This is a genomic window from Chelativorans sp. Marseille-P2723 (genome assembly GCF_902809845.1).
Classification (GTDB): Bacteria; Pseudomonadota; Alphaproteobacteria; order Rhizobiales; family Rhizobiaceae; genus Chelativorans.
The window spans coordinates 627812-650069 of record NZ_CADDWI010000013.1 but is presented as its reverse complement, the minus strand read 5'-3'; the positions used below and the strand labels follow the sequence as shown (position 1 = coordinate 650069).

The 22258-nt window shown below is 60.2% G+C and carries 20 protein-coding genes and 1 pseudogene; 3 read left to right on the top strand and 18 right to left on the bottom strand.

The window, feature by feature from the left end:
- Positions 1-43 precede the first annotated feature (43 nt).
- Complete coding sequence (locus tag HUS57_RS14485) at positions 44-700, top strand: helix-turn-helix domain-containing protein (RefSeq protein ID WP_173934603.1); 657 nt, start codon at positions 44-46, stop codon at positions 698-700.
- A 28-nt stretch (positions 701-728) separates the two neighbouring features.
- Here the strand turns inward: HUS57_RS14485 and HUS57_RS14480 are convergent.
- The 7 genes and pseudogenes from HUS57_RS14480 to HUS57_RS14450 all read right to left on the bottom strand — a co-directional run.
- Positions 729-1294: pseudogene (locus tag HUS57_RS14480) on the bottom strand (transposase); the annotation flags it as partial.
- Positions 1295-1482: 188 nt separating this feature from the next.
- Complete coding sequence (gene coaBC, locus HUS57_RS14475; protein ID WP_173934601.1) at positions 1483-2706, bottom strand: bifunctional phosphopantothenoylcysteine decarboxylase/phosphopantothenate--cysteine ligase CoaBC; 1224 nt, start codon at positions 2704-2706, stop codon at positions 1483-1485.
- A 116-nt stretch (positions 2707-2822) separates the two neighbouring features.
- Entirely contained in the window at positions 2823-4394 is a 1572-nt protein-coding gene (gene ubiB / locus HUS57_RS14470) for a 2-polyprenylphenol 6-hydroxylase (protein ID WP_173934600.1), read from the bottom strand.
- 4 nt (positions 4395-4398) lie between these two features.
- Positions 4399-5175, bottom strand: coding sequence for a bifunctional demethylmenaquinone methyltransferase/2-methoxy-6-polyprenyl-1,4-benzoquinol methylase UbiE (ubiE, locus tag HUS57_RS14465; protein ID WP_173934599.1), 777 nt, complete (start codon positions 5173-5175; stop codon positions 4399-4401).
- A 135-nt stretch (positions 5176-5310) separates the two neighbouring features.
- The gene (locus HUS57_RS14460) at positions 5311-5970 is read right to left on the bottom strand and encodes a peroxiredoxin (RefSeq protein ID WP_173934598.1); all 660 of its coding nucleotides are present in this window, start codon (positions 5968-5970) and stop codon (positions 5311-5313) included.
- A 168-nt stretch (positions 5971-6138) separates the two neighbouring features.
- Complete coding sequence (locus tag HUS57_RS14455) at positions 6139-7011, bottom strand: prephenate dehydratase (RefSeq protein WP_173934597.1); 873 nt, start codon at positions 7009-7011, stop codon at positions 6139-6141.
- 8 nt (positions 7012-7019) lie between these two features.
- Positions 7020-7757: a 3-deoxy-manno-octulosonate cytidylyltransferase gene (locus HUS57_RS14450; protein WP_173934596.1), complete on the bottom strand. Its 738-nt coding sequence runs from the start codon at positions 7755-7757 to the stop codon at positions 7020-7022.
- 121 nt (positions 7758-7878) lie between these two features.
- On the opposite strand from HUS57_RS14450, the gene HUS57_RS14445 reads away from it, so the two are divergent.
- Positions 7879-8760, top strand: a complete 882-nt coding sequence (locus HUS57_RS14445; protein ID WP_348640574.1) for a cytochrome c family protein — start codon at positions 7879-7881, stop codon at positions 8758-8760.
- 633 nt (positions 8761-9393) lie between these two features.
- Here the strand turns inward: HUS57_RS14445 and pyrF are convergent.
- The 11 genes from pyrF to infC form a co-directional block, all read right to left on the bottom strand.
- Positions 9394-10098, bottom strand: coding sequence for an orotidine-5'-phosphate decarboxylase (gene pyrF, locus HUS57_RS14440; RefSeq protein WP_173934595.1), 705 nt, complete (start codon positions 10096-10098; stop codon positions 9394-9396).
- Positions 10095-10688 (bottom strand): NADPH-dependent FMN reductase, encoded by a 594-nt coding sequence (locus tag HUS57_RS14435; protein WP_173934594.1) that lies wholly within the window; start codon positions 10686-10688, stop codon positions 10095-10097. Before HUS57_RS14435 ends, pyrF begins: the two co-directional genes overlap by 4 nt.
- Positions 10689-10766: 78 nt before the next feature.
- The gene (gene pmtA, locus HUS57_RS14430) at positions 10767-11375 is read right to left on the bottom strand and encodes a phospholipid N-methyltransferase PmtA (protein WP_173934593.1); all 609 of its coding nucleotides are present in this window, start codon (positions 11373-11375) and stop codon (positions 10767-10769) included.
- 227 nt (positions 11376-11602) lie between these two features.
- A complete protein-coding gene (dnaJ, locus tag HUS57_RS14425; RefSeq protein WP_173934592.1) occupies positions 11603-12724 on the bottom strand; it encodes a molecular chaperone DnaJ in 1122 nt (373 codons plus the stop codon).
- A 222-nt stretch (positions 12725-12946) separates the two neighbouring features.
- Positions 12947-14863 carry a molecular chaperone DnaK gene (gene dnaK, locus HUS57_RS14420; RefSeq protein ID WP_173935209.1) on the bottom strand — a complete coding sequence of 639 codons (1917 nt, stop codon included), beginning with the start codon at positions 14861-14863 and terminating at the stop codon, positions 12947-12949.
- A 151-nt stretch (positions 14864-15014) separates the two neighbouring features.
- Positions 15015-16025: a Gfo/Idh/MocA family oxidoreductase gene (locus HUS57_RS14415; protein WP_173934591.1), complete on the bottom strand. Its 1011-nt coding sequence runs from the start codon at positions 16023-16025 to the stop codon at positions 15015-15017.
- A 121-nt stretch (positions 16026-16146) separates the two neighbouring features.
- Positions 16147-18561 carry a phenylalanine--tRNA ligase subunit beta gene (gene pheT / locus HUS57_RS14410; protein WP_173934590.1) on the bottom strand — a complete coding sequence of 805 codons (2415 nt, stop codon included), beginning with the start codon at positions 18559-18561 and terminating at the stop codon, positions 16147-16149.
- A gap of 24 nt (positions 18562-18585) precedes the next feature.
- Complete coding sequence (gene pheS, locus HUS57_RS14405) at positions 18586-19671, bottom strand: phenylalanine--tRNA ligase subunit alpha (protein ID WP_173934589.1); 1086 nt, start codon at positions 19669-19671, stop codon at positions 18586-18588.
- Positions 19672-19832: 161 nt separating this feature from the next.
- Positions 19833-20234, bottom strand: a complete 402-nt coding sequence (gene rplT, locus HUS57_RS14400) for a 50S ribosomal protein L20 (RefSeq protein WP_173934588.1) — start codon at positions 20232-20234, stop codon at positions 19833-19835.
- Between the two features lie 35 nt (positions 20235-20269).
- Positions 20270-20470, bottom strand: coding sequence for a 50S ribosomal protein L35 (gene rpmI, locus HUS57_RS14395; RefSeq protein ID WP_173934587.1), 201 nt, complete (start codon positions 20468-20470; stop codon positions 20270-20272).
- 226 nt (positions 20471-20696) lie between these two features.
- Positions 20697-21233, bottom strand: coding sequence for a translation initiation factor IF-3 (infC, locus tag HUS57_RS14390; protein WP_173935208.1), 537 nt, complete (start codon positions 21231-21233; stop codon positions 20697-20699).
- A 171-nt stretch (positions 21234-21404) separates the two neighbouring features.
- On the opposite strand from infC, the gene HUS57_RS14385 reads away from it, so the two are divergent.
- Positions 21405-22178: an alpha/beta hydrolase gene (locus tag HUS57_RS14385; RefSeq protein ID WP_173934586.1), complete on the top strand. Its 774-nt coding sequence runs from the start codon at positions 21405-21407 to the stop codon at positions 22176-22178.
- Positions 22179-22258 lie beyond the last annotated feature (80 nt).

Here is a 22258-nt window from a genome sequence, read left to right as displayed (position 1 = left end):
CATGACTCTTGAAGAATGAAAATGCAACTAGTAGTATCAAAAAATGACTAATGATATAGAAGCACCCCGGGTCCGCTATGACGAAGGATGTCTGGCCGCTCACGCGCTCAATCTCATAGGTGACCGATGGGCCCTGCTGGTCGTGCGTGAGCTGATGTTTGCGCCGAAACGGTTCCAGATGATCCGCAGAGGTCTGCCCGGCATCACCGCCAGTGTGCTGACAGGGCGATTGGCCCAGTTGCAAGAGGCCGGCGTCGTCACGCATGATGAACGTCTTGGCCTCTATTCACTGACGGATGCGGGGCGCGGCCTGTTACCCGTCTTGGAAGCGCTTTGCCGGTGGGCGCTCACCATGCCCGGGCACGATCCTTCGCGCTTCATCAGCCCGTCGGCGCTGATGATCTCCATGGGCGTGAACCTCATGCGCGAAGACGCCAGGGGGAAGGAGGCGCTGGCAGGGTTTGATTTCGGCGAGGAAGCTTTTGAGATGCGCCTTTGCGATGGCCGGCTGACGACCACATCGGTTGCACGGCCAAATACGGGGTTCGTGCTGGCAGGAACCGGCAACGCGATGGCGGCCGCGATCTATGGTGCCGTGCCGCTTTCGTCTCTGATCGCCAAGGGCTTTATCGGGGCGGAAGGCGACATCGTAGCGGCACAGGATTTCGTCGGCCTATTCCGGCTGGAGTCTCAGGACTGAAGCGGCGTTCAAGATGTCTAGAGCAGATTCAACTTATTCCGGAGTCATAGCCTTCTGCCTCGAAATAGTACCTGTGCTTTGGCGTGAAGTCGGCCAGTACTGACCAGAGTTCGTCGATAGTTCTGCGGCGGCCCTCCTCAGGAGCGTCTTGAGCTTTGAGAATGCCATCTCGATCGGATTTGAAGTCGGGCGAAGAGCGCGGCAACAGGAGCCGCGCACCAACCTTCTCGATCGCCTCGCGCACACCGCTGATTTGCGGGCTGGCAGGCTATCCACGACGTCGCCGGGGCAAAGCTCGGGTGCGAGAACCTGCTCGGCATAGGCGAGGAAGGCTGGTCCGCTCATCGAGCCGTCGAGCAGCATCGGCGCGGCCATGCCGTTCAACCGCAAGCCGGCGGTGAAGGTCGTGGTTTTCCTGTGGCCATGAGCAACGGCCGCCGGGCACCGCTCGCCAGGCAGGCAGCGCCGGCGCAATCGCGCCATCTTCGTGGATGCCGCAGTCTCATCGATGAAGATCAGTCTATCGGGATCGAGGTCGCATGGGCCGTCGAACCAAGCTATGCGGCGGCGCAGGACATCGGCACGCTGCTGCTGAGGCATGGCGCGAAGGTCGGCATTCAAACTCCTCGTCATCATCACTTCCCCGCGCAGATCAACAGGAGAATGAATCAGACAAAACCTTCCCAAACCCCGACCCTGCGTTCATCGAAGATGCTCTAAATACCTCGAAAACGCCGGATACGCTTGAAACCTGAAACGCTTTAGTAATGCCGAGGGCGCCTTCAGCGCGGCAGGCGCTCGGCGATAAGAGCGGCAAGGCGGGCAGCGACTTCTTCCTTCGTCATCTCCGGCCATTCCTCAACAACTTCAGCAGAGACAATGTGCACGCGATTGCGTTCACCGCCCATAACGCCCGTTGAGCCGATACCGCTGTCAAGCGATACATCGTTGGCGACGATGATGTCGGCGGCCTTCTTTGCCAGCTTGGCGCGCGCATTCTTCACGACATCCTCCGTCTCCGCGGCAAAGCCGATGACGAGGTGAGGCCGTTTGTCGTGATGGCCGACAGCGGCGAGGATATCTGGGTTCTCCACCAGTTCGATGGCGGGCGCGGCGGCATGCCTGTCCTTCTTGATCTTCTGTCCATTTGCGGATTGCGGCCGCCAGTCAGCCACCGCGGCAACGAAGATGCCGGCATCGGCGGGAAGGAGTGCTTCCACCGCATCGCGCATCTGGCGCGCGCTCTCCACATGGATCGTTTTAGTGCCTTGCGGATCGGCGATCGTCACTGGTCCGGAGACCAGGTGCACTTCCGCGCCAAGATTTGCGAGCGCTGCTGCTATGGCATGCCCCTGCCGGCCGGACGAGCGATTGGCGATGTAACGCACCGGGTCAATCGGCTCGTGCGTCGGACCGGATGTGACGATAATCTTCTTTCCCTCAAGCAGGCGATCCGGCTTATTCAATAGTTTTTCCACGGCGTCGGTGATTTCCAGCGGCTCGGCCATGCGTCCTGTGCCAGCTTCTCCGCTTTCGGCCATCTCTCCGGCATTCGGCCCTACAAAGCCGACGCCATCGCCCTTCAGCCGCTCGACATTGCGCTTCGTTGCCGGATGCTCCCACATCTTCGGGTTCATTGCCGGTGCCATCAGGACGGGACTGACCGTGGCCAGAAGCACGGCCGAGGCAAGGTCATTGGCAAGACCGGAGGCAAGTTTTGCCATGAGGTCCGCCGTTGCCGGCGCCACGACGATTACGTCTGCTTCACGCGCAAGCCGGATATGGCCGACATCGTGCTCGTCCTGCCTGTCGAAGAGATCAGTAAAGACGTGGGTCGCCGAGAGCGCGCCGACCGAAAGCGGCGTGATGAACTGCTGCGCTGCTTCCGTCAGCACGCAGCGCACAGTTGCGCCGCGCTCGCGCAGCCGGCGGATGAGATCGAGGCTCTTATAGGCCGCAATGCCACCACCGATGACAAGAAGGACCTGCTTTCCCGAAAGCCTCACCGGACGCTCCCACAGCTGTTCATGGCACCGATATGGACGAAATCGCTGCTCTTGAAAAGAAGTGCGCGCGTCTTTTGCATGGCCGCTATGGGCCAAGCGGTCCTGAATGGCGGTTTTCAGAGCTGCCAGGCAATGAGCAGGAGGGCGAGTGCAATAAACCAGAGCGCCAGCCGCCCAAGGCGCGTGTACCGCGCTTCGGCACAACCGATGGCTTCCGCGGTTTCGGGATCGAAACGCAGCCCGCGCTCGGCCATGACGCCCATCTCCCGGGACAAGCGTTCGGTGCGGGACGCAAGCTCCGGCATCTGGCGGGCCAGCACCACCAATGCGTTCAGACCGTCGCGCGCGTCGGTGATGAGGCCACGCGGGCCCAAGCTGTCGCGGAGATATTGGGAAACCACGGGCTCTGCCGCTCGCCACATGTTGAAATTCGGATCGAGCGTCCGCGACACCCCCTCCACCACCACCATCGTCTTTTGTAGAAGCAGGAGTTCCGGCCGTGTCTGCATGTCGAACAGCTCCGTGACCTCGAAAAGAAGTGTTAAGAGCTTTGCCATGGAAATGGTCTCGGCCGGCTGGCCATGGATCGGTTCGCCGATGGCTCGAAGCGCCTGTGCGAACGCAGCAACGTCGTGATGCGCCGGCACGTAACCTGCCTCGAAATGCACCTCCGCAACCCGACGGAAATCTCGCGTGATGAAGCCGTAGAGGATCTCAGCCAGGAAACGGCGCTCCTTCTTGCCAATCCGGCCCATAATGCCGAAATCAACCGCGACGATGGTACCATCCTCCTCGACGAAGAGGTTGCCGGGATGCATGTCGGCGTGGAAGAAGCCATCGCGCAGCGTGTGGCGCAGAAAGGATTGGATGAGCGTGACGGCAAGGCTTTTGAGGTCATGGCCGGCAGCGCGAAGACCTTCGACGTCCGACATTTTGATGCCGTCCACCCATTGCAGGGTGATCACATCGCGCCCGGTCCGCTGCCAGTCCACCCACGGTACCCGGAAGCCGGGATCGTTCTTGGTGTTCTCGTTCATCTCCGAGATGGCAGCGGCCTCCAGCCGTAAATCCATCTCGATCCTGGTGGTTTGGGCAAGTGTCTGCGCAACCTGAACCGGCCTCAGGCGCCGACTTGAGGCGATGAAACGCTCTTGGAGACGGGCCGCCAGAAAAAAGCTTTCCAGATCATTATAGAAGCGGCGGCGCACCCCCGGCCGGATGACCTTGACCGCCACCGTCTCTGCCTTTCCGTCACGCACAATTTGGGCGCGATGTACCTGAGCGATGGAAGCGGCGGCGACCGGCTCACTGAACTCCAGATAGAGCGACTGGACCGGCGCTCCAAGCGACTCGGTGATCGCTGCCCGCGCCTGTGCCTCCGGGAAGGTTTCCATCCTGTCCTGGAGCAGGGCGAGATCGCGCGCCATCGTCTGGCCGACAACATCGGGTCGCGTGGCCAGGAACTGCCCAAGTTTCACATAGGATGGCCCAAGCCGCTCAACAGCGATCGAAAGCCGCTCTGGCCTGTCACGCCCGCCGGCCCGTCGCCGGGACAGAAGCTTGGCAAGGCGCCAGCCGAATTCCGGCATTCCGGTCAGATGCTCTCCCGGCAGAGCCGCCACCACGCCCTCGCGCACGAGAATCCAGCCCGCGCGAAGAAGGCGTAGATATGCGCCAACCGTGCCCATCCGCTCAGATCTTCCAGCCTGAATGCAGCGCGGCAATTCCGCCTGAATAATCGCGCCAGGTCACTCTGGAAAACCCGGCTTGCCGGATCATGGTCGCGAAATTCTCCTGATTCGGGAACCTGCGGATCGACTCGACCAGATAGCGATAGGGTTCACCATCGCCCGTTACCACTTCCCCGATGCGGGGAATCATGTGGAAGGACCAGGCCTCATAGGCGCGATCGAGGAAGGGCATGTCCAGGTCGGAAAATTCAAGACACAAGAATCGGCCTCCGGGACGGAGAACACGGTTGGCCTCCTTAAGGGCCTTTTCGATCCTGGGCACGTTGCGGATGCCGAAGGCAATCGTATAGGCGTCAAAGGAGCAGGCGCCAAACGGCAATTCCTCAGCATTCGCCTCGACAAAAGTGAGGTTGCCAAGAAGCCCGCCCTTCTCTGCCCTTTCGCGTCCGACCGAGAGCATCGAGCCGTTAATGTCGAGGACCGTCACGTCCGCATTGCCGCCGGAGGCTTCGACGATGCGAAAGGCAATGTCACCCGTGCCGCCTGCAACGTCCAGAACGTTGTAGCCCGGGCGTTTAGAGGGCGAAAGCCACGCGACCATGCCGTTCTTCCACAGCCGGTGCAAGCCGCCGGACATCAGATCGTTCATCAGGTCGTAGCGGCGGGCGACGCGATGAAATACGTCGTTGACCAATCCTTGCTTCTCGCCAGCCTCGACTTTCCTGAAACCGAAGGCCGTTTCCATTCCACCAGCCGGGGTGGTACGCTGTTTCGACATTGCTCGCCCGATTCAAAAACGGCGCGACCATACCTGATCAACTGCCGGCGCGCCATTCTGAATGAAGCGGCCTTGTGCCGCGAAAAGAAAAGGCGAGGCTCAACGCCTCGCCTTCGCAAAAGGGCCCTGCCGCCGTCAGGCCGAGGGCTGTTTTGTCGTCCGCAAATAAGGAAGGATGGTCTCAAATGCGCCGAACCGCTGGATCGCGTCTTCGTTCGATACGGCAGCCGTGATGATCACGTCCTCGCCCTGCTTCCAGTTGGCGGGAGTTGCCACCTGGTGCTTGGCGGTGAGCTGGATCGAATCGATCGCGCGCAGAATCTCATCGAAATTACGGCCGGTCGTCATCGGGTAGGTGAGGATCAGCTTGATCTTCTTATCGGGCCCGATGACATAGACGGATCGCACCGTCGCATTGTCGGCCGGAGTACGGCCTTGAGCCGAATCACCCGAATCCGCCGGAAGCATGTCGTACAGTTTTGCGACTTTTAGATCCCTGTCGCCGATCAGCGGATACTCCACACTGAAGCCGGTCGCCTTCAGGATGTCGTCTTTCCAGCGGTCGTGGTCTTCGACAGGATCGACGGAGATGCCGATGATCTTGGCATTGCGTTTCCTGAACTCGTCCTCCAGACCCGCCATCGTACCGAGTTCGGTGGTGCAGACTGGTGTGAAGTTCTTCGGATGGCTGAACAGGACTGCCCAGCCGTCGCCGATCCATTCATGGAAATGGATGGTGCCGTGTGTGGTCTCGGCGGTGAAGTCAGGTGCAGTGTCGTTGATGCGTAGGGCCATGACGTCTCTCCCCAGTAACGCTCTGATTACGATTTATTCTAACATAGGTACTCTCAGCGGAATTAGTGAGAATTGCTACAGGCGCCAAAAAGTTGTTTTGAGAAAATTGTTCCAACATTTGTGCAACTGGCAGATGCCGGTACCTCTCGCGCAAGAAGAAGGCCCTAATCAGTCGTCATCATTGCATTGCGTGTCGCGGAAGGGATGTCCCTCATAGACACCCAGGATACGAACCTCGCGCGAGAAGAAGCGCAATTCTTCCAGTGCAAGCGACAGACCGCGGTCGTCCGGATGACCTTCGACATCGACGTAGAACTGCGTGGAGTAGAATTTGCCGCCGATCTGATAGCTTTCCAGCTTTGTCATGTTAACGCCGTTCGTGGCGAACCCGCCCATAGCCTTGTAAAGAGCTGCCGGCACGTTGCGGACGTGGAAGACGAAGCTCGTGATCATGGTCTGGTCCGGCGCACGTCGCGTTGCCCAGCGCTTCGATTTGGACAGGACGACGAAGCGCGTGACGTTGTTCTCCGCGTCCTCCACATTCTCCGCTATGATGTCCAGGCCATACAGCTCCGCCGCCAACCGCGGGGCGAGCGCAGCGTTGCTGCGCACGTTCTCCTCGGCAACCTTGCGCGCTGCGCCAGCCGTATCGCCTGCCACCACCGGTTTCCACCGGTGTCTCCGGATGATTTTCCGGCATTGGCCGAGGGCGTGGATGTGGCTGTAGACAGCTTTCACCTCCGGCAGTTCCACCCCCGGAAGCGCCATAAGCTGGAAATGGATGGGCAGGAAATATTCACCGACAATGTGGAGGCGTGACTGGGGCAGGAGATAATGGATGTCGGCGACGCGCCCGGCGATGGTGTTCTCGATCGGGATCATGGCGAGATCCGCCTTGCCGGTTTCGACGGCGTTGAAGGCATCCTCGAAAGTGGCGCAGGGCAGCGGCTCCATATCGGAAAACATGTTGCGGCACGCCGTGTCCGAATTGGCTCCTGGCTCGCCCTGAAAGGCGATCTTGTTGGTTACGCGCGGTACCATGAACAATCCTACTGTTGAGACAAAATCTGCCGGGCCCGCTCCAGATCGGCCGCGGTATCGACACCTAACGGCACCGAGCGGACGATCTCCACGTCGATGCGCATCCCCGCTTCCAGCGCCCTGAGCTGCTCCAGGCGTTCCCGCAGTTCGAGCGCACCAGGCGGCAGCGAGACAAAACGCTCCAGCGCCTTGCGCCGATAGGCGTAGATGCCAACATGGTGGAAAAGCGGGCCCTCGCCCCACGGGGCCGTTGCCCTCGTGAAATAGAGCGCGCGTAGGCGCCCCGCCGCCGATGGGATGGGTGCGCCGACGATCTTCACCACATTGGGGTTAGTCTTTTCCTCCTCCTGCGTGATCTCCACGCCAAGGGTGGCGATGTCAGTTGCTGCATTCTGGAGCGGCGCCATGGCGGCGCGTATGTCTTCCGGGGGGATAGTGGGAAGATCCCCTTGCAGGTTGACAACCACCTCCGCCTCGCCCGCCGATTCAAGAATCTCCAGCGCTTCGAAAATGCGGTCCGAACCAGACTGGTGATCTGCACTGGTCATCACCGCCTCCACACCCGCATCGCGCGCCGCCTGCGCAACCTCAGCTGCATCTGTCGCCACCACGACGCGGCCGATACCGCTTTCAAGTGCCCGCGCGGCAACCTGGGCGATCATCGGCTTTCCCCCGATGTCTGCAAGAGGCTTTCCCGGAAGGCGGGTGGAGGCCATGCGGGCTGGGATGAGAACGATGGTTGACATGCGGACTGGCTCGACGAATTTCGAAAAGTGGCAAAAGGTCTCACTCGTTAGAAGCCTTATATGTGTTGCTTTGCCGGAGCAAAAGCCCTAGTTTCCGCGCGATTTTGACGGCGATGGCCGAATGGGAGCCTTAAGCGTCACCGAGGCAGTAAAACTGTCGGGGCGTGTGAAGAAGGGAGCCTCAGGGCGCATGGATTCTTTCGAACTGAACAAGATCATCGGTGCAGTTCTTGGCACCATCTTCATCATATTTTCCGTCAGCCTGCTGAGCGGCTCGATCTTCCATTCGCCTGCTCCGGAAACACCAGGCTACGCGATTGCCGTGCCGGAAGGCGATGAGGGCGGAGGGGGCGCTGCCGAGCCTGCCGCCGAGTCGGTTCTGCCGCTGCTGGCTTCCGCCGATCCTTCGGCCGGCGAGTCGGTGTTCCGCCGCTGCCAGGCTTGCCACACCGTCGATGAGGGTGGCGCCAACAGGGTTGGCCCCAATCTTTGGGGCGTCGTCAACAATGCCGTCGCCGCGCATGAAGGGTTCAGCTACTCGGCTGCGCTGGAAGAATTCTCGCAAGGGGGGCAGGAGACCTGGACCTACGAGAATCTCGATCATTTCCTGCTCAATCCGCGCGGTTTCATTCCGGGAACGGCGATGGCTTTCGCCGGCTTGAGAAATGTCGAGGACCGGGCCGATGTGATCGCTTATTTGCGCACGCTTTCCAACGATCCGGCTCCGCTGCCCGAGGCCGCGCCCGCCGACGAGGGGGAGCAGCCTGCCGAAAGCGAAGCACCCGGGGCTGAGGACGCGGGCGAAGCCGCGCCTGCCGGGGATGCAACGGAAACGGCGCCTGCCGAAGAGACGGCGCCTGCACAAGGTGTCGCTCCTGACGGGAATGCCGCTCCTGCGGAAGACGCCGCGCCGGCTGATACAGGCGCTGCTGATGACGCCGACGCAGGCGATGCGGCGACCGACACGGAGGAGGCCGAGGAGGCAATACCGCCGGCCCAATAAGCGGGCCATGGCATGCTCTTGAAGAGATCGTAACTCTAAAAATGGGATGGGTGCCGGGGCGGGCTGGTCCGGCACCCTTTTTACTGCCCTCGTTCCGCGTGTGGAAAGCAGCTTCTACCGTTTAGACCTTTGAAACGGGTCCAGGGAAGTGAATCCTGATTTCCGTCGAGAATTGCAATAGAGCACCGCCGTAAAGAAGGTCCTGTTTAATCCGGAAGCCTGCCCTCTACCCTCGAAGTAGTTTGCGGATTCGGCGGGAGTGAAGAGATCGAGCCGGTCCAAGCGCGTCCCCATAGGGTGGCAATGGCTCTTTTCGGCCTGCGCCGAGCAGCGGCTTGAGCCTGGCAAGGTGTACTCGACGGGATTGAAATCGCGACCGTAGGCGGAGAGGTAAAGCAGGCGCCCGCCTGCGAACTTTTTTGGCCCGGAGCGACGATGTCGCCCTGCGCCAGTATTCAGGACCAGAACCTGCTTGAAATAGGCCAGGAACACAGCCCCATTCATGGTGCAATCATAGACAACGCGCGCTGTCATACCCGCAGGGCACGAGAAGTAAGTTCACGGCCTGTCCAAACCGGCTACTTTCATATCGACATTGTCGAGATGCGCCCTGCGACCGCCCTTGGCCTGGTTTTACCGTTTCAGAGCTTCCTGCATTTCGCTGAGAATCGCCGCTGCGGCTGCCTGACGGTCGACGGCCGTGATGATGGGCCGGGCGACGACAAGATGGCTCGCCCCCGCACGGATCGCCTCAGCGGGCGTTACCACCCGCTTCTGGTCGCCTGCGGCAGCACCCGCCGGCCGGATGCCGGGCGTAACCACCGCCATGTCGCCGCCGACGGTTTCCCGCACGACTTCAGCCTCCGCAGCCGAGCAGACGATGCCACCCATTCCTGCCCTTTGCGCCTGCTCCGCACGCCGGATGACCAGCGCCTTTGGATCGAAGGCATATCCCGCCTCCCTCAGGTCCTGCTCGTCCATCGAGGTGAGAACTGTCACTCCCAAAAGGCAAAGGTTCGATCCTTCGGCAGCCGCAACTGCCGCGCGCATGGCTTTCGGGTAAGCGTGCAAGGTTAGCATGTTAACGCCCATACGGGCGATGTTCTCGACTCCTCTGGCCACCGTGTTGTCGATGTCGAGAAGCTTCATGTCGAGAAAGACCTTCTTGCCGCCTTCGACCAGTTCGCGAGCAAGACCGAGGCCGCCGGCAAAGGCGAGCTGATAGCCGATTTTGTAGAAACCAACCGTATCGCCGAGTTCGGAGACGACCTTTTCCGCTTCCGTCACGTCAGGAACGTCTAGGCCGACAATCAGGCGTTTGCGTATCTCGTGCATCATCTCTCCAGCCGGACCGATAGCAGCCGCGTGCGTTCGATCAAGACCCGGCAAACCTCGGACATCGCCTTTCTCAACCTGCCGTCGACAAACTCGCCGCTTTCATCGAAAGCTTCCTGCGCGCGCGGCACGGAGCATTGCGGCGTGATGACTTCCGCCTGGCAGTGGACGAGCACCGCCCGCAGATGATTGATGGCCCGAACACCGGCATAGCCGCCATCGGAGGAGGAGCAGAGCGCTATAGGCTTGCTCCTGAAGGCACGCATGGGCCGGCCATGCGCATCTGCTTTGACGCGGCTTACCCAGTCGATCGTGTTCTTCAGCAAGGGCGGAAGGGACGCGTTGTATTCTGGCGTTGCAATCAGAAGGCCATCATGAGCGGCGATCATCCGTGCCAGCTTGACGCCGTTCTCCGGCACGCCCTTTTCACGCTCCAGATCCTGATTGAGGAGGGGAAGAGGGTAATCCGCGAGCGAAATCCGGGTGACATCCACGCCCTGCAGCGCAAGTTCCCTGACGGCGGCGTCGGCGGTCCTGCCGCTCAATGCGCCGGTGCGTACAGAGCCGGCAAAGACGAGCACCCGTGGAATCATGAACCGCCTCCTTGCCCGCGCTGTATAGGCAATTGCGCCCGGATGCAAACTTACCGGCCGCTTCCTTGAAGCTTCTGATTACATATCAGCGGGGCGGCGGTATAGCCACAGATGCGCGGGCGGGATGTTGCGCACCACAAAGTCAAAACGCTCAACGTCATAGGTGCCACGCCTTGGCGGGACAGGCGATATAGGGCCATAGGTGATCTGCACCACCGGGCGGCCAACCGGGATTAAGTCGAGCAGCCGTTCGATCAGCTCGATCCGCTTCGGCACGGGGAAATTGAGGAGCGGAATGGCGCAAACGACGCAGTCGAAGGTCTGATCTTTCCAGGCGGCGAGGGTGGCATCGAGATCAAAAGCATCACCGTGGACGATATTGACGCCGGGAAGATCCTCCCTCAGCTTCTTGACAAAGTCGGCCGAATATTCGACCGAAACGAGATTCTGCGGCTTGATGCCGCGCTCAAGAATCGCGCGCGTGATGACCCCTGTTCCTGGCCCGAGCTCCAGCACAAGGCCGTCGCTCTCGGGCCGGACAATGGAGGCCATGCGCCTCGCCGTAACCGCGCTGGTAGGTACGATGGAGCCCACTGCCTTCGGCTTGTCGATCCATCCGCGAAAGAAGCGCAGTTCTTCATCGAAGCGGGATGCAAGCGACTTTCCGAGACGCAGAGCCTTTACCATGAACCTCCTCCGGATTGGTCTTGTGCAGCATGTGCTACACTTCCCGATCACCATGCGTCCATCCAAAAACGCCCTAATGGCAATCAATTTATTCAAGTAGCCCCTGCTCCAAAACGAGTTGGGCATCTGTCGGCTACCGCCGCCTTTAACGCCGTGTCATCCACCAGGACACTGGACCTGCCAACATGTTAGCGGGTTCTCGTTAAAAGCCCGCGACTATGCGCCAGTCACTCGCTGAAGGATTCGAAAAAGTCCTTCATTCGGGAGAAGAAGCCCGTCGATTGAGGGCTGTTTTCGTGAGAGGATATCTTTTCGAACTCTTCAAGCAATTCCCGCTGGCGTTTCGTCAGATTCTGCGGCGTCTCCACCGCAACCTGTATGTAAAGGTCGCCGACCTGCGGCTGTCTCAGAACGGGCATTCCCTTGCCACGCAGGCGGAACTGTCGCCCGTTCTGTGTTCCCTCGGGAATCTTAACGCGCGCCTGCGTTCCGTCCAGTGTTGTGACCTCGAAGGACCCGCCAAGAGCAGCGGTCGTCATGGAAATGGGAACCTTGCAATAAAGATCCGCACCGTCGCGTTGGAAAAACTCGTGGGGTTTGACCGAGAGGAAGATGTAAAGGTCACCCGCAGGGCCGCCCCGCAAGCCGGCCTCGCCTTCACCGGCAAGACGGATCCGTGTGCCGTCCTCGATGCCCGCGGGGATGTTGACGGAAAGCGTGCGTTCCTCTGTGACCCTGCCATGCCCGGCACACTTGTCGCAGGGATCGTTGACAACCTCGCCGCGGCCCTGACAATGCGGGCAGGTACGCTCAACCGAGAAAAACCCTTGGGATGCCCGGACCCGTCCGGCGCCGTGACACATGGGACACTGAACTGGCGTGGACCCGGGACGTGCACCAGAACCTGTGCATTCATCGCAGGTGACGGAGGTCGGCACATGAATCTGCGCCGTCTTGCCTGTAAAGGCTTCCTCCAGGGTGATCTCCATGTTGTAGCGCAGATCGGCACCGCGATCTCGCCCACCGCCGCGTCGGCGGCCGCCCATAATGTCTCCGAAAATATCTTCGAAAATGTCGGCGAAGCCTCCGGAGTGGAAACCGCCCCCGCGGCTGCCCATTCCGCCATTCTCGAATGCGGCATGGCCAAAGCGGTCATAGGCTGCGCGTTTTTGCGGATCGCGCAAGGTCTCGTAGGCTTCGTTGATCTCCTTGAACTTCTGCTCCGCCTCCTTGTCACCCGGGTTGCGGTCCGGGTGGTACTTCATGGCGAGCTTGCGGAATGCGCTTTTCAGTTCTTTTTCGTCGGCGTTTCTCGATACGCTGAGCGTCTCGTAAAAATCTGCCTTCATGTATCAGAGATCCCGCATGGTCTTCGTCAAGCGCGGACGCCGCTCCCGTTAGGTGCCCGCTATCTAGTTATTCGTTAGAGCGAATGCCATAGCTTGAAGCATTTTGCTAGCGCCTGCTGCAGAGTACTACTTTCGTGAGTGATCAGCAGCGAAGGCCGGCCGTTTCTTCCAAAGAGAAGGCCCGGACCGTTGCCGATCCGGGCCAACATTTCCTGCCAGCAGTCAGGCTGACTTCTTGCCGTCCTCGTCGATCTCCTCAAAGTCGGCGTCCACGACGTCGTCATTAGGCTTCTCGTCGCTGCCGGAAGACGAACCCTCGGACGGCTCTTCGGCCTGGCTTGCCTCATACATGGCCTGGCCAAGCTTCATAGAAGCTTCGGCAAGCGCTGTCGTCTTGGCCTTGATCGCTTCCGCATCCTCGCCTTCGGTTGCGGTCTTCAGTTCAGCAATGGCATTCTCGATGGCCTTCCGATCGTCCTCAGAAACCTTGTCGCCATATTCGCTCAGGGACTTCTCCGATGAGTGGATGAGAGCCTCCGCCTGGTTCTTTACCTCGACCATCTCACGCCGCTGCTTGTCGGCTTCCGCGTTGGCCTCGGCATCCTTGACCATTTTCTCGATCTCGTCATCGGTGAGACCGCCGGAGGCCTGGATGCGGATCTGCTGCTCCTTGCCGGTGCCCTTGTCCTTGGCCGAAACATTGACAATGCCATTGGCGTCAATGTCGAAGGCGACTTCAATTTGGGGCACTCCGCGCGGTGCAGGCGGAATACCGACGAGGTCAAACTGGCCGAGAAGCTTGTTGTCGGCTGCCATCTCGCGCTCGCCTTGGAAGACGCGGATCGTTACAGCGTTCTGGTTGTCCTCGGCAGTTGAAAAGACCTGGCTCTTCTTGGTCGGGATCGTCGTGTTGCGGTCGATCAGCCGGGTGAAGACACCTCCAAGCGTCTCGATGCCCAGCGAAAGCGGGGTCACATCGAGAAGCAGAACGTCCTTCACGTCACCCTGCAACACACCGGCCTGAATAGCCGCACCCATAGCCACGACCTCATCGGGGTTGACGCCCTTGTGCGGCTCCTTGCCGAAGAAGTTCTTAACCGTCTCCTGCACCTTGGGCATGCGGGTCATACCACCGACAAGGACCACCTCGTCGATCTCACCGGCATTGAGCCCGGCATCCTTGAGTGCTGCCTTGCAGGGCTCAATGGTACGCTGGACCAGATCGTCCACAAGGCTTTCGAACTTTGCCCGGGTCAGCTTCATGGCCAGATGCTTGGGACCGGTCTGATCCGCGGTGATGAAGGGAAGGTTGATTTCTGTCTGGGAGGCGGACGAAAGCTCAATCTTGGCCTTCTCCGCTGCTTCCTTCAGGCGCTGGAGGGCGAGCTTGTCGTTCTTCAGGTCGATTCCCTGCTCCTTCTTGAACTCATCCGCCAGGTAATTAACGAGGCGCATGTCGAAGTCTTCGCCGCCCAGGAAGGTGTCGCCATTGGTCGACTTCACCTCGAACACACCATCGCCTATCTCAAGGATCGAGATATCGAAGGTACCGCCGCCCAGGTCATAGACGGCAATGGTCTTGCCGTCCTTCTTGTCAAGACCGTAGGCAAGAGCCGCGGCTGTCGGCTCGTTGATGATGCGGAGCACTTCAAGCCCTGCGATCCTGCCGGCGTCCTTCGTGGCCTGGCGTTGCGCGTCGTTGAAATAGGCCGGAACGGTAATGACCGCTTTCTCTACCTTCTCGCCGAGATAGGACTCGGCCGTCTCCTTCATCTTCTGAAGGATCATCGCGGATATCTGTGAGGGGGAGTATTTCTCGCCCTGGGATTGCACCCAGGCATCACCATTATCCGCCTTTACGATCTTGTAGGGGACAAGCTTCTTGTCACTCTCTACGGTCGGGTCTTCATAACGGCGGCCAATAAGACGCTTGATGGCGAAAAACGTGTTCTCGGGATTCGTGACGGCCTGACGCTTGGCTGGCTGGCCGACCAGACGCTCATCCGAATCTGTGAAAGCAACAATCGAAGGCGTCGTGCGCGCGCCCTCCGCATTTTCTATGACCTTCGCATCCTTTCCGTCCATCACGGCGACGCACGAATTCGTGGTTCCGAGGTCAATACCGATAACTTTTGCCATCATTCATCTCCGCTTAGCAGACTGTTAGGACCCATACCGGCGTTCCAGGCAACAGCCCCTGTTCATAAGAATTGCCACGTCAACGTTCGGGGGAAACGTCAGACGCGATACGCGGCGTATATAAGAAGCGGCAGATTTTCCTGCAAGGCAGCTATGGAACGATGTTGGCGGATGCGTCCACCGGCTCCCACCCGTCATGCGAGGTGGCCCGGTAGATCGCGTCGATCACGCGCTGATTGTTCAGCGACTCCTCCAGTGTGAAGACACGCGCATCTGCGCCCTGTGCGGCGCGTACAAAAGCCTCCGCCTGTAGGCGATACTGGCGGATGTCGCCAAAGCGGTGCACTGTGGATACATCATGCGTGGCATCATGGAGAATCACCCGGTCATCACCATAGATCCGTGAGTTAAACGGCGTCTCCACCTCGATGAAGCCCTTGTCGCCGTGGAACACCATCACCTGGCGTGCGGCCATCTGGGTCGAGATATAAAAGCTGAGTTCGAAGCCGTCGAAATCCGCCTTCACACTGGCATAGGAATCGGTGCCAAAGGCCGGGTCGCGCTCGACCCGTGCCTGGACGCGGACAGGTTCCTTGCCCGTAACGAAGCGGGCGGTGACGATTGGATAGACGCCTATATCGCGCAATCCTCCGCCACCCAGTTCCGGCCTGTTGCGCATGTCCCACTGGTCACGGTTGTAGTAGCTGAAGGCGGCCTGCACATGGCGCAGCCGGCCTATGGCACCGGCTTCGACCAGCTCCCGCACCTTCGTCCATTGCGGATGGTGGATCACCATGAAAGCTTCCGAGATCAGCACCCGGTTGCGGTCACGAGCTTCGATGACGCGGGCGATTTCCTCGGCTTTCAGCGCAAGGGGCTTTTCCACCAGTACATGTTTGCCAGCATCCGCCGCCTTCACCGCCCATTCCACATGCTGGGAGGTTGGCAGGGGAATATAGACACCATCAACCTCAGCGGAGGCAAGCAGCGCTTCATAGGAAGAATAATCCCTGCCAATGCCGAATCGCTCAGCAAAAGCACGCGCTCGCTTTTCGTCGCGGCTGGCGATGGCGGTGAGGACACCATTCTCCGAATCGAGAAGCTGCGGAATGACATGATCCCGGCCGATCCTTGCAGTCGACAGGACGCCCCAGCGGAACATGATACACCTCCCGACGAGCGCAGATGCCTCGAATGGCTCTCAAGCGGCGGACGGGCGCCACTACCAAGAGGCCATCTTCAGGCTACAGCATTCTTTGCCTGTCGTGAAAGGTGTTTGCCTATCAACTGCTGCGCAGTTCGCCCCCGGTCTGCTTTTGCACATTTTCCACGAGAGCTGCCGCCAGCGCCTCGAAATCCTCTTCGGTAAGCGTCCGCTCCACCGGCTGAATGGTGACTTCGATGGCAAGCGACTTCTTGCCCGCACCAATGGATTCGCCTTCAAAGATGTCGAAGAGGCTGACCTCCGTAATCAGCTTCCTGTCGGCCGCGGCCGCAGCGCGGATGAGCGCCGCCGCTTCTACCTCCTTGTCCACCACGAAAGCAAAATCGCGCTTGACCGCCTGGAAGGGCGATACATCGAGGCGAGGCTTGGTGCGCGTCGGCCGCGCCTTTGGCTCGGGAATCGCGTCGATGAAGATCTCGAAGCCGCAGAGCGGACCGGAGACGTCCAGCTCCTCCAGTGCCAATGGATGAAATTCGCCGAACGTGCCGAGGATATTCTTCGGTCCGAGCTTGATGGTGCCGGACCGCCCGGGGTGATACCAGCTCGGTCCGCCAGTTTCTACTTGCAGCTTGTCCACCGGTGCGCCACACGCCTCCAGCACCGCAAGCGCGTCGGCTTTCGCCACGAACACGTTGACCGCAGGCGTGTTGCCTGACCAGTGGCGTCCATTGCCGGAAAGCCGCGCAGTGCCGCGACGGATGCCGCCTGCCACGCGGCGTTGCTCGTCCGGCCCCTCACCTTCATAAGTGTCGGAGACCTCGAACAGCGCTACGTCGGCAAAGCCCCTGTCAGCGTTACGCTGCACGGCTGTCAGGAGGCCAGGAAGAAGCGAGGGACGCATGGCGGTCATGTCGGCGGCTATCGGGTTGGACAGCTTGAGTACCTTGCGGTTCCCGGAGAAGAGTCGCGCATGAGCCTCGGGGATGAACGACCAGGTCACCGCCTCCATCATGCCGCGTACGGCCAGAGCCCGCTTGGCTGCGCGGGTGCGTAGTTGGGCGTTTGTGAGCATCCGCCCGCCCACGGCATCCTTGGAGACCATCGCCTGCGGCTCGATCCGGTTTACGCCATAAATGCGCATGACCTCCTCGACGAGGTCGGCCTTGCCGTCGATGTCGGGGCGCCAGGAGGGAACGATCACGTCCACGACATCGGCATCACCCTGCGGCTCGAAGCCAAGACGGGAAAGAATGGAAAGGCTTTCTTGCTTGGACACTTCAAGCCCGGTAAGCCGCTGAACCTCCGTAAAGGGAAAGGACACGCTCTTGCGCTCCGAAGGATCGTAGGGCCGGCCGGCCGTGAAGGTTTCCGTAGGCTTGCCGCCGCAAAGCTCCATCACCAGGCGGGTGGCCAGTTCCATCCCCGCTTCGTTGAAGGCAGGATCGATCCCTCGCTCGTTGCGGTAGCGCGCATCGGTGATGATGCCGAGATCGCGGCCGGTGCGGGCGATGTTCGATGGCTCCCACACCGCCGCCTCGATCAGGACATCGGTGGTATTCTCGTCACAGCCCGAATGCTCTCCGCCCATGACGCCGGCGATCGATTCGACTCCATTGTCGTCGGCGATCACGCACATTTCTCCGCCGAGCATGTATTTCCTGCCATCGAGAGCAAGAAGCGTTTCCCCCGCCACCGCGCGGCGCACCACAAGATCGCCCTTCACCTTGGCAGCGTCGAAGACGTGCAGGGGGCGGCCGCGGTCGAAGGTGAGATAGTTGGTAATATCGACCAGCGCGTTGATCGGCCTCAGGCCGATTGCCGTCAGCCGCTGCTGCATCCATTTCGGCGAAGGGCCGTTTTTCACGCCACGTACGAGCCTGAGCGCAAAGACGCGGCAGAGGTCCGGATCCTCGATATGGACCTTTACAGGGCATTCGCCCGCACCCCGCACCGGCTCGATTACCTTATCCTTCAACCTGCCGAGGCCGGCTGCGGCCAGGTCCCGAGCGATCCCGTAGACGCCCGTGCAGTCGGGACGGTTCGGCGTCAGCCCGATCTCGATTACCGGATCGTCGAGCTTTGCCCAACTGGCAAAAGATTCTCCCACCGGCGCATCCTCCGGGAGCTCGATGATTCCCGTGTGCTCGTCGGAAAGCTGAAGCTCGCGTTCCGAGCACATCATGCCATGGCTTTCCACGCCGCGGATCTTGCCGACCGACAGCGTCGTGTCGATACCGGGGATATACGTCCCCGGAGCCGCAAAGGCGCCGCGGAGGCCAGCACGCGCGTTCGGAGCACCGCAGACCACCTGGATCGGCTCGCCAGAACCCGTATCCACCATAAGCACCTTCAGCCTGTCGGCATCGGGATGCTTTTCTGCCGTTAGCACTCTGGCGATCACGAATGGCTTGAGGGCGGCCTTGTCGTCGACTGATTCGACCTCGAGGCCGATCATGGTCAGCGTGTCGACGACCTCGTTGAGCGTCGCTTCGGTGTCGAGGTGATCCTTGAGCCAGGAAAGGGTGATTTTCATATTCGTTAGCCTGCCTGATAGAAATCAGCTGCTGAGTCCGCCGAACAAGGTCGGCAGATCAAGCGGACGGAAGCCGTAGTGCTGTAGCCAGCGTATGTCGGCGTCAAAGAAGGCGCGCAGGTCCGGCATGCCGTATTTCAGCATGGCAATGCGATCGATACCCATGCCCCAGGCGAAGCCCTGATACTCGTCCGGATCGAGCCCGCCATAACGCAGGACGTTCGGATGCACCATGCCGCAGCCCAGGATTTCCAGCCAGTCATCGCCCTCGCCAAAGCGGATTTCGCCCGGCCGGGAGCGGTCGCACTGGATATCCACCTCCAGGCTCGGCTCGGTGAATGGGAAGAAGCTGGGGCGAAAACGCATCTTCAGCGAAGGCACCTCGAAATATGCCTTGCAGAACTCGGTCAGCACCCACTTCATGTTCGCAATATTTGCGGTCCGGTCGATCACCAGCCCTTCAAGCTGATGGAACATGGGCGTGTGGGTGGCATCCGAATCGGAGCGGTATGTCTTGCCGGGAATAACGATGCGGATCGGCGGCTTCTGCGCTTCCATGGTGCGGATCTGCACCGGTGAGGTGTGCGTACGCAGAAGCTTGCGCTCCCCCCTTTCATCCGGCTCGAAAAAGAAGGTGTCGTGCATCTCCCGGGCGGGATGCCCTTCGGGAAAGTTGAGCGCCGTGAAGTTGTAATAGTCCGTCTCGATATCCGGGCCTTCGGCAATCGCAAAGCCAAGGTCCCCGAAAATGGCGGCGATCTCGTCGATGACCTGGGTAATCGGATGGATGCGTCCCCGCTCCGCCGGCGGGCGAGGGACGGGCAGCGTGACATCCACCTTCTCCCGCTCCAGCCTTGCCTCGATCGCTGCGGCGCGCAACTCGGTGCGGCGCTGAGCAAGCGCCTCGGTCACTCGGATTTTCAAGCCATTGAGAGCCGGGCCCATTACCTGCCGTTCTTCAGGTGACATGGCCCCCAGCGTCTTCAGCTTCTCGGAAATCGTTCCCTTCTTTCCGAGCGAGGCAACCCGCACGGCTTCGAGAGCCTGCTCATCGCCCGCCGCGGCGATCTGCGCGAGGATCTCATTCTCCAGTTCTTCGATATCCGTCATGGTCTTTCCCTGCCCCGGCGGCATGCTGCATGGCGGCACCGGTCCCTCTGCTTATGGCCATGTGCAATCATGCAAACCTGCCTCTGCAATCACGAAAAACCCGCGCCAGCCCAGCCAGCGCGGGTTCCCGAATATTCCTGATGTGCTCGGGAGCGCTGGCTTCAGGCGACAGCGCTCTCAAACGCGTTGGGCGTCGTATCCTTGAGATATTCAAGCGACTTCTTGGCCTGGTCGACCAGCGCTGCGAAAGCCTGCGGCTCATGCACGGCCAGATCGGCCAGCACCTTGCGGTCGATCTCGATGCCAGCCTTGCTGAGACCGTCGATGAAACGGCCATAGCTAAGCCCGTGCTCGCGCGCGGCCGCATTGATGCGCTGAATCCAGAGCGCGCGGAAACTGCGCTTCTTGTTCCTACGGTCGCGATACGCATATTGCAGCGACTTCTCGACCGCCTGCTTGGCAATGCGGATCGTGTTCTTCCGGCGGCCATAGAAACCCTTGGCGGATTTCAGGACCTTCTTGTGCTTGGCGTGGCCGGTTACGCCCCTCTTCACGCGTGCCATGACATGATCTCCTTAAAAGCCGTTCCTATCCGTGATCAGAAGCTGTAGGGCATGAACTGCTTCACGATCTTCGTATCGGGATCGGAAAGCACCATCGTACCCCGCGCATCGCGGATGAACTTGTTGGAACGTTTGATCATGCCGTGGCGCTTGCCTGCGGCCTGCACCTTCACCTTTCCGGTGGCCGTGACCTTGAACCGCTTCTTGGCAGCCGACTTGGTCTTCATCTTGGGCATTTTGCTTCTCCAAATTGTGGGCGCAAAGGCGCCTTTTCTGACGGGTTTTCAAGGCCCGTAAGCATTCAGAGCCGCCACGGCATGCCCTGCCGGACGGCTCGCGAAACGCCGCCTTCATAGCGGCGCGCGGGAAAAAGTGCAACAGAACAGTTTGCGCTTTGTGAAGCAGCATCCGATGCTGCGATCGCGTGGCCAGGCACCAGAACCGGTGCCCGGACCGCAAGGCCTATCGGGGAGCAAGCACCATCATCATCTGGCGGCCTTCCAGCTTGGGTTCAGCTTCCACCTTGGCAATGCCCTCTACATCCTCGCGGACGCGGTTCAGAAGCTTCATCCCCAGTTCCAGATGCGCCATTTCACGGCCGCGGAAGCGCAGCGTCACCTTCACCTTATCCCCTTCGTCGAAGAAGCGGCGGACAGCCTTCATCTTCGTCTCATAATCGTGAGAGTCGATGTTTGGCCGCATCTTGATCTCTTTGATCTCGATGGTCTTCTGCTTCTTGCGAGCTTCGGCAGCCTTCTTCTGGCTCATATATTTGAGCTTGCCAAGATCGGTGATCTTGCAGACAGGCGGATTGGCGTTCGGCGAAACCTCGACAAGATCAAGTCCCGCCTCTTCGGCGAGGCTTAAAGCCTCTTCGATGGAAACGGCGCCGCGGTTGTTACCTTCGTCGTCGATAAGCTGGACACGGGGAACCCGAATATCCCGATTGGCTCGGGGGCCTTCCTTGACGGTCGGCGGTGCTTTGAATGGTCTGCGAATGGTCGTTATCTCCCAGTTGTTGACAGGATTGGCAGATTTTAAAGAGGGCAGTTGGCTATGTTGGCTTGCCCGCCCATGTGTCAATAGCATAACCCGATGGAAGAATCACGCGGAACCGGAACGGGTTCCGCCAATTGTCATCGCCGTCAACCAGGACAGCGGGGAGTTTTCATGGATCAGGTCAAACCCACCCGGATCGAAGTGGAAGGCGCGTCCATAGCCGTGCGCCACAGACGGGGACGTGCACCGGGCCTGGCATGGCTCGGCGGCTACCGCTCCGACATGATGGGCACCAAGGCGGTGGCGCTCGATTCATGGGGTGCGGAGCTGGGCCTGTCCGTAACGCGTCATGACTATTCCGGCCATGGAGAGTCCGGCGGTGACTTCATGGAAGGCACCATCTCGCGCTGGCTTGCCGAAAGCCTTGCTGTTTTCCGCCATTTCACCGAGGGCAAGCAAATCCTCGTCGGCTCCTCCATGGGAGCGTGGATCGCATTGCGCATGGTGCAGGAACTCCATAAGGCCGGAGAGGGCGAGCGCATAGGCGGGCTGCTGCTGCTTGCCCCGGCGCCGGATTTCACGCTGGAACTCATCGAGCCCGAATTGGGCGAAGCGCAGCGTCGCGCCATGGACGAGCAGGGATATTTCGAGGAGCCGTCCGACTACTCTCCAGAGCCGAACATCTATACAAAAAAGCTTTTGGAGGACGGCCGCGCGAACCGCGTGCTCGACGGCATCATCGACACCCACTGCCCGGTCCACATCCTGCAAGGAATGGCCGACCCAGACGTCCCCTATGCTCACGCGCTGCGCCTCATGGAGCATATGCCTACCGACGATGTGACCCTGTCGCTCGTGCGCGACGGCGACCATCGTCTGTCGCGGCCGCAGGATATCGACATGATGTTGCGGTTCGCCTCGGCGCTGGTCGAGCGCGCTCGTTGAGGCGGATCGAGTCGCATTTTTTGCGCGGAAAATCTTGAAAGCAATTTTTCATCATCCCATCTCCTTTGTACAACCCCCGC

Bases quoted from the DNA above. Each gene is read 5' to 3' on its own strand.
- HUS57_RS14385 (WP_173934586.1), top strand. From the start codon at position 21,405: ATGGATCAGGTCAAACCCACCCGGATCGAAGTGGAAGGCGCGTCCATA.
- dnaK (WP_173935209.1), bottom strand. From the start codon at position 14,863: ATGGCAAAAGTTATCGGTATTGACCTCGGAACCACGAATTCGTGCGTC.
- HUS57_RS14435 (WP_173934594.1), bottom strand. From the start codon at position 10,688: ATGATTCCACGGGTGCTCGTCTTTGCCGGCTCTGTACGCACCGGCGCA.
- ubiB (WP_173934600.1), bottom strand. From the start codon at position 4,394: ATGGGCACGGTTGGCGCATATCTACGCCTTCTTCGCGCGGGCTGGATT.
- HUS57_RS14445 (WP_348640574.1), top strand. From the start codon at position 7,879: ATGGGAGCCTTAAGCGTCACCGAGGCAGTAAAACTGTCGGGGCGTGTG.
- dnaJ (WP_173934592.1), bottom strand. From the start codon at position 12,724: ATGAAGGCAGATTTTTACGAGACGCTCAGCGTATCGAGAAACGCCGAC.
- pyrF (WP_173934595.1), bottom strand. From the start codon at position 10,098: ATGATGCACGAGATACGCAAACGCCTGATTGTCGGCCTAGACGTTCCT.
- HUS57_RS14415 (WP_173934591.1), bottom strand. From the start codon at position 16,025: ATGTTCCGCTGGGGCGTCCTGTCGACTGCAAGGATCGGCCGGGATCAT.
- rpmI (WP_173934587.1), bottom strand. From the start codon at position 20,470: ATGCCCAAGATGAAGACCAAGTCGGCTGCCAAGAAGCGGTTCAAGGTC.
- rplT (WP_173934588.1), bottom strand. From the start codon at position 20,234: ATGGCACGCGTGAAGAGGGGCGTAACCGGCCACGCCAAGCACAAGAAG.
- HUS57_RS14450 (WP_173934596.1), bottom strand. From the start codon at position 7,757: ATGTCAACCATCGTTCTCATCCCAGCCCGCATGGCCTCCACCCGCCTT.
- ubiE (WP_173934599.1), bottom strand. From the start codon at position 5,175: ATGTCGAAACAGCGTACCACCCCGGCTGGTGGAATGGAAACGGCCTTC.
- pheT (WP_173934590.1), bottom strand. From the start codon at position 18,561: ATGAAAATCACCCTTTCCTGGCTCAAGGATCACCTCGACACCGAAGCG.
- HUS57_RS14460 (WP_173934598.1), bottom strand. From the start codon at position 5,970: ATGGCCCTACGCATCAACGACACTGCACCTGACTTCACCGCCGAGACC.
- HUS57_RS14455 (WP_173934597.1), bottom strand. From the start codon at position 7,011: ATGGTACCGCGCGTAACCAACAAGATCGCCTTTCAGGGCGAGCCAGGA.
- pmtA (WP_173934593.1), bottom strand. From the start codon at position 11,375: ATGGTAAAGGCTCTGCGTCTCGGAAAGTCGCTTGCATCCCGCTTCGAT.
- HUS57_RS14485 (WP_173934603.1), top strand. From the start codon at position 44: ATGACTAATGATATAGAAGCACCCCGGGTCCGCTATGACGAAGGATGT.
- pheS (WP_173934589.1), bottom strand. From the start codon at position 19,671: ATGACGGATATCGAAGAACTGGAGAATGAGATCCTCGCGCAGATCGCC.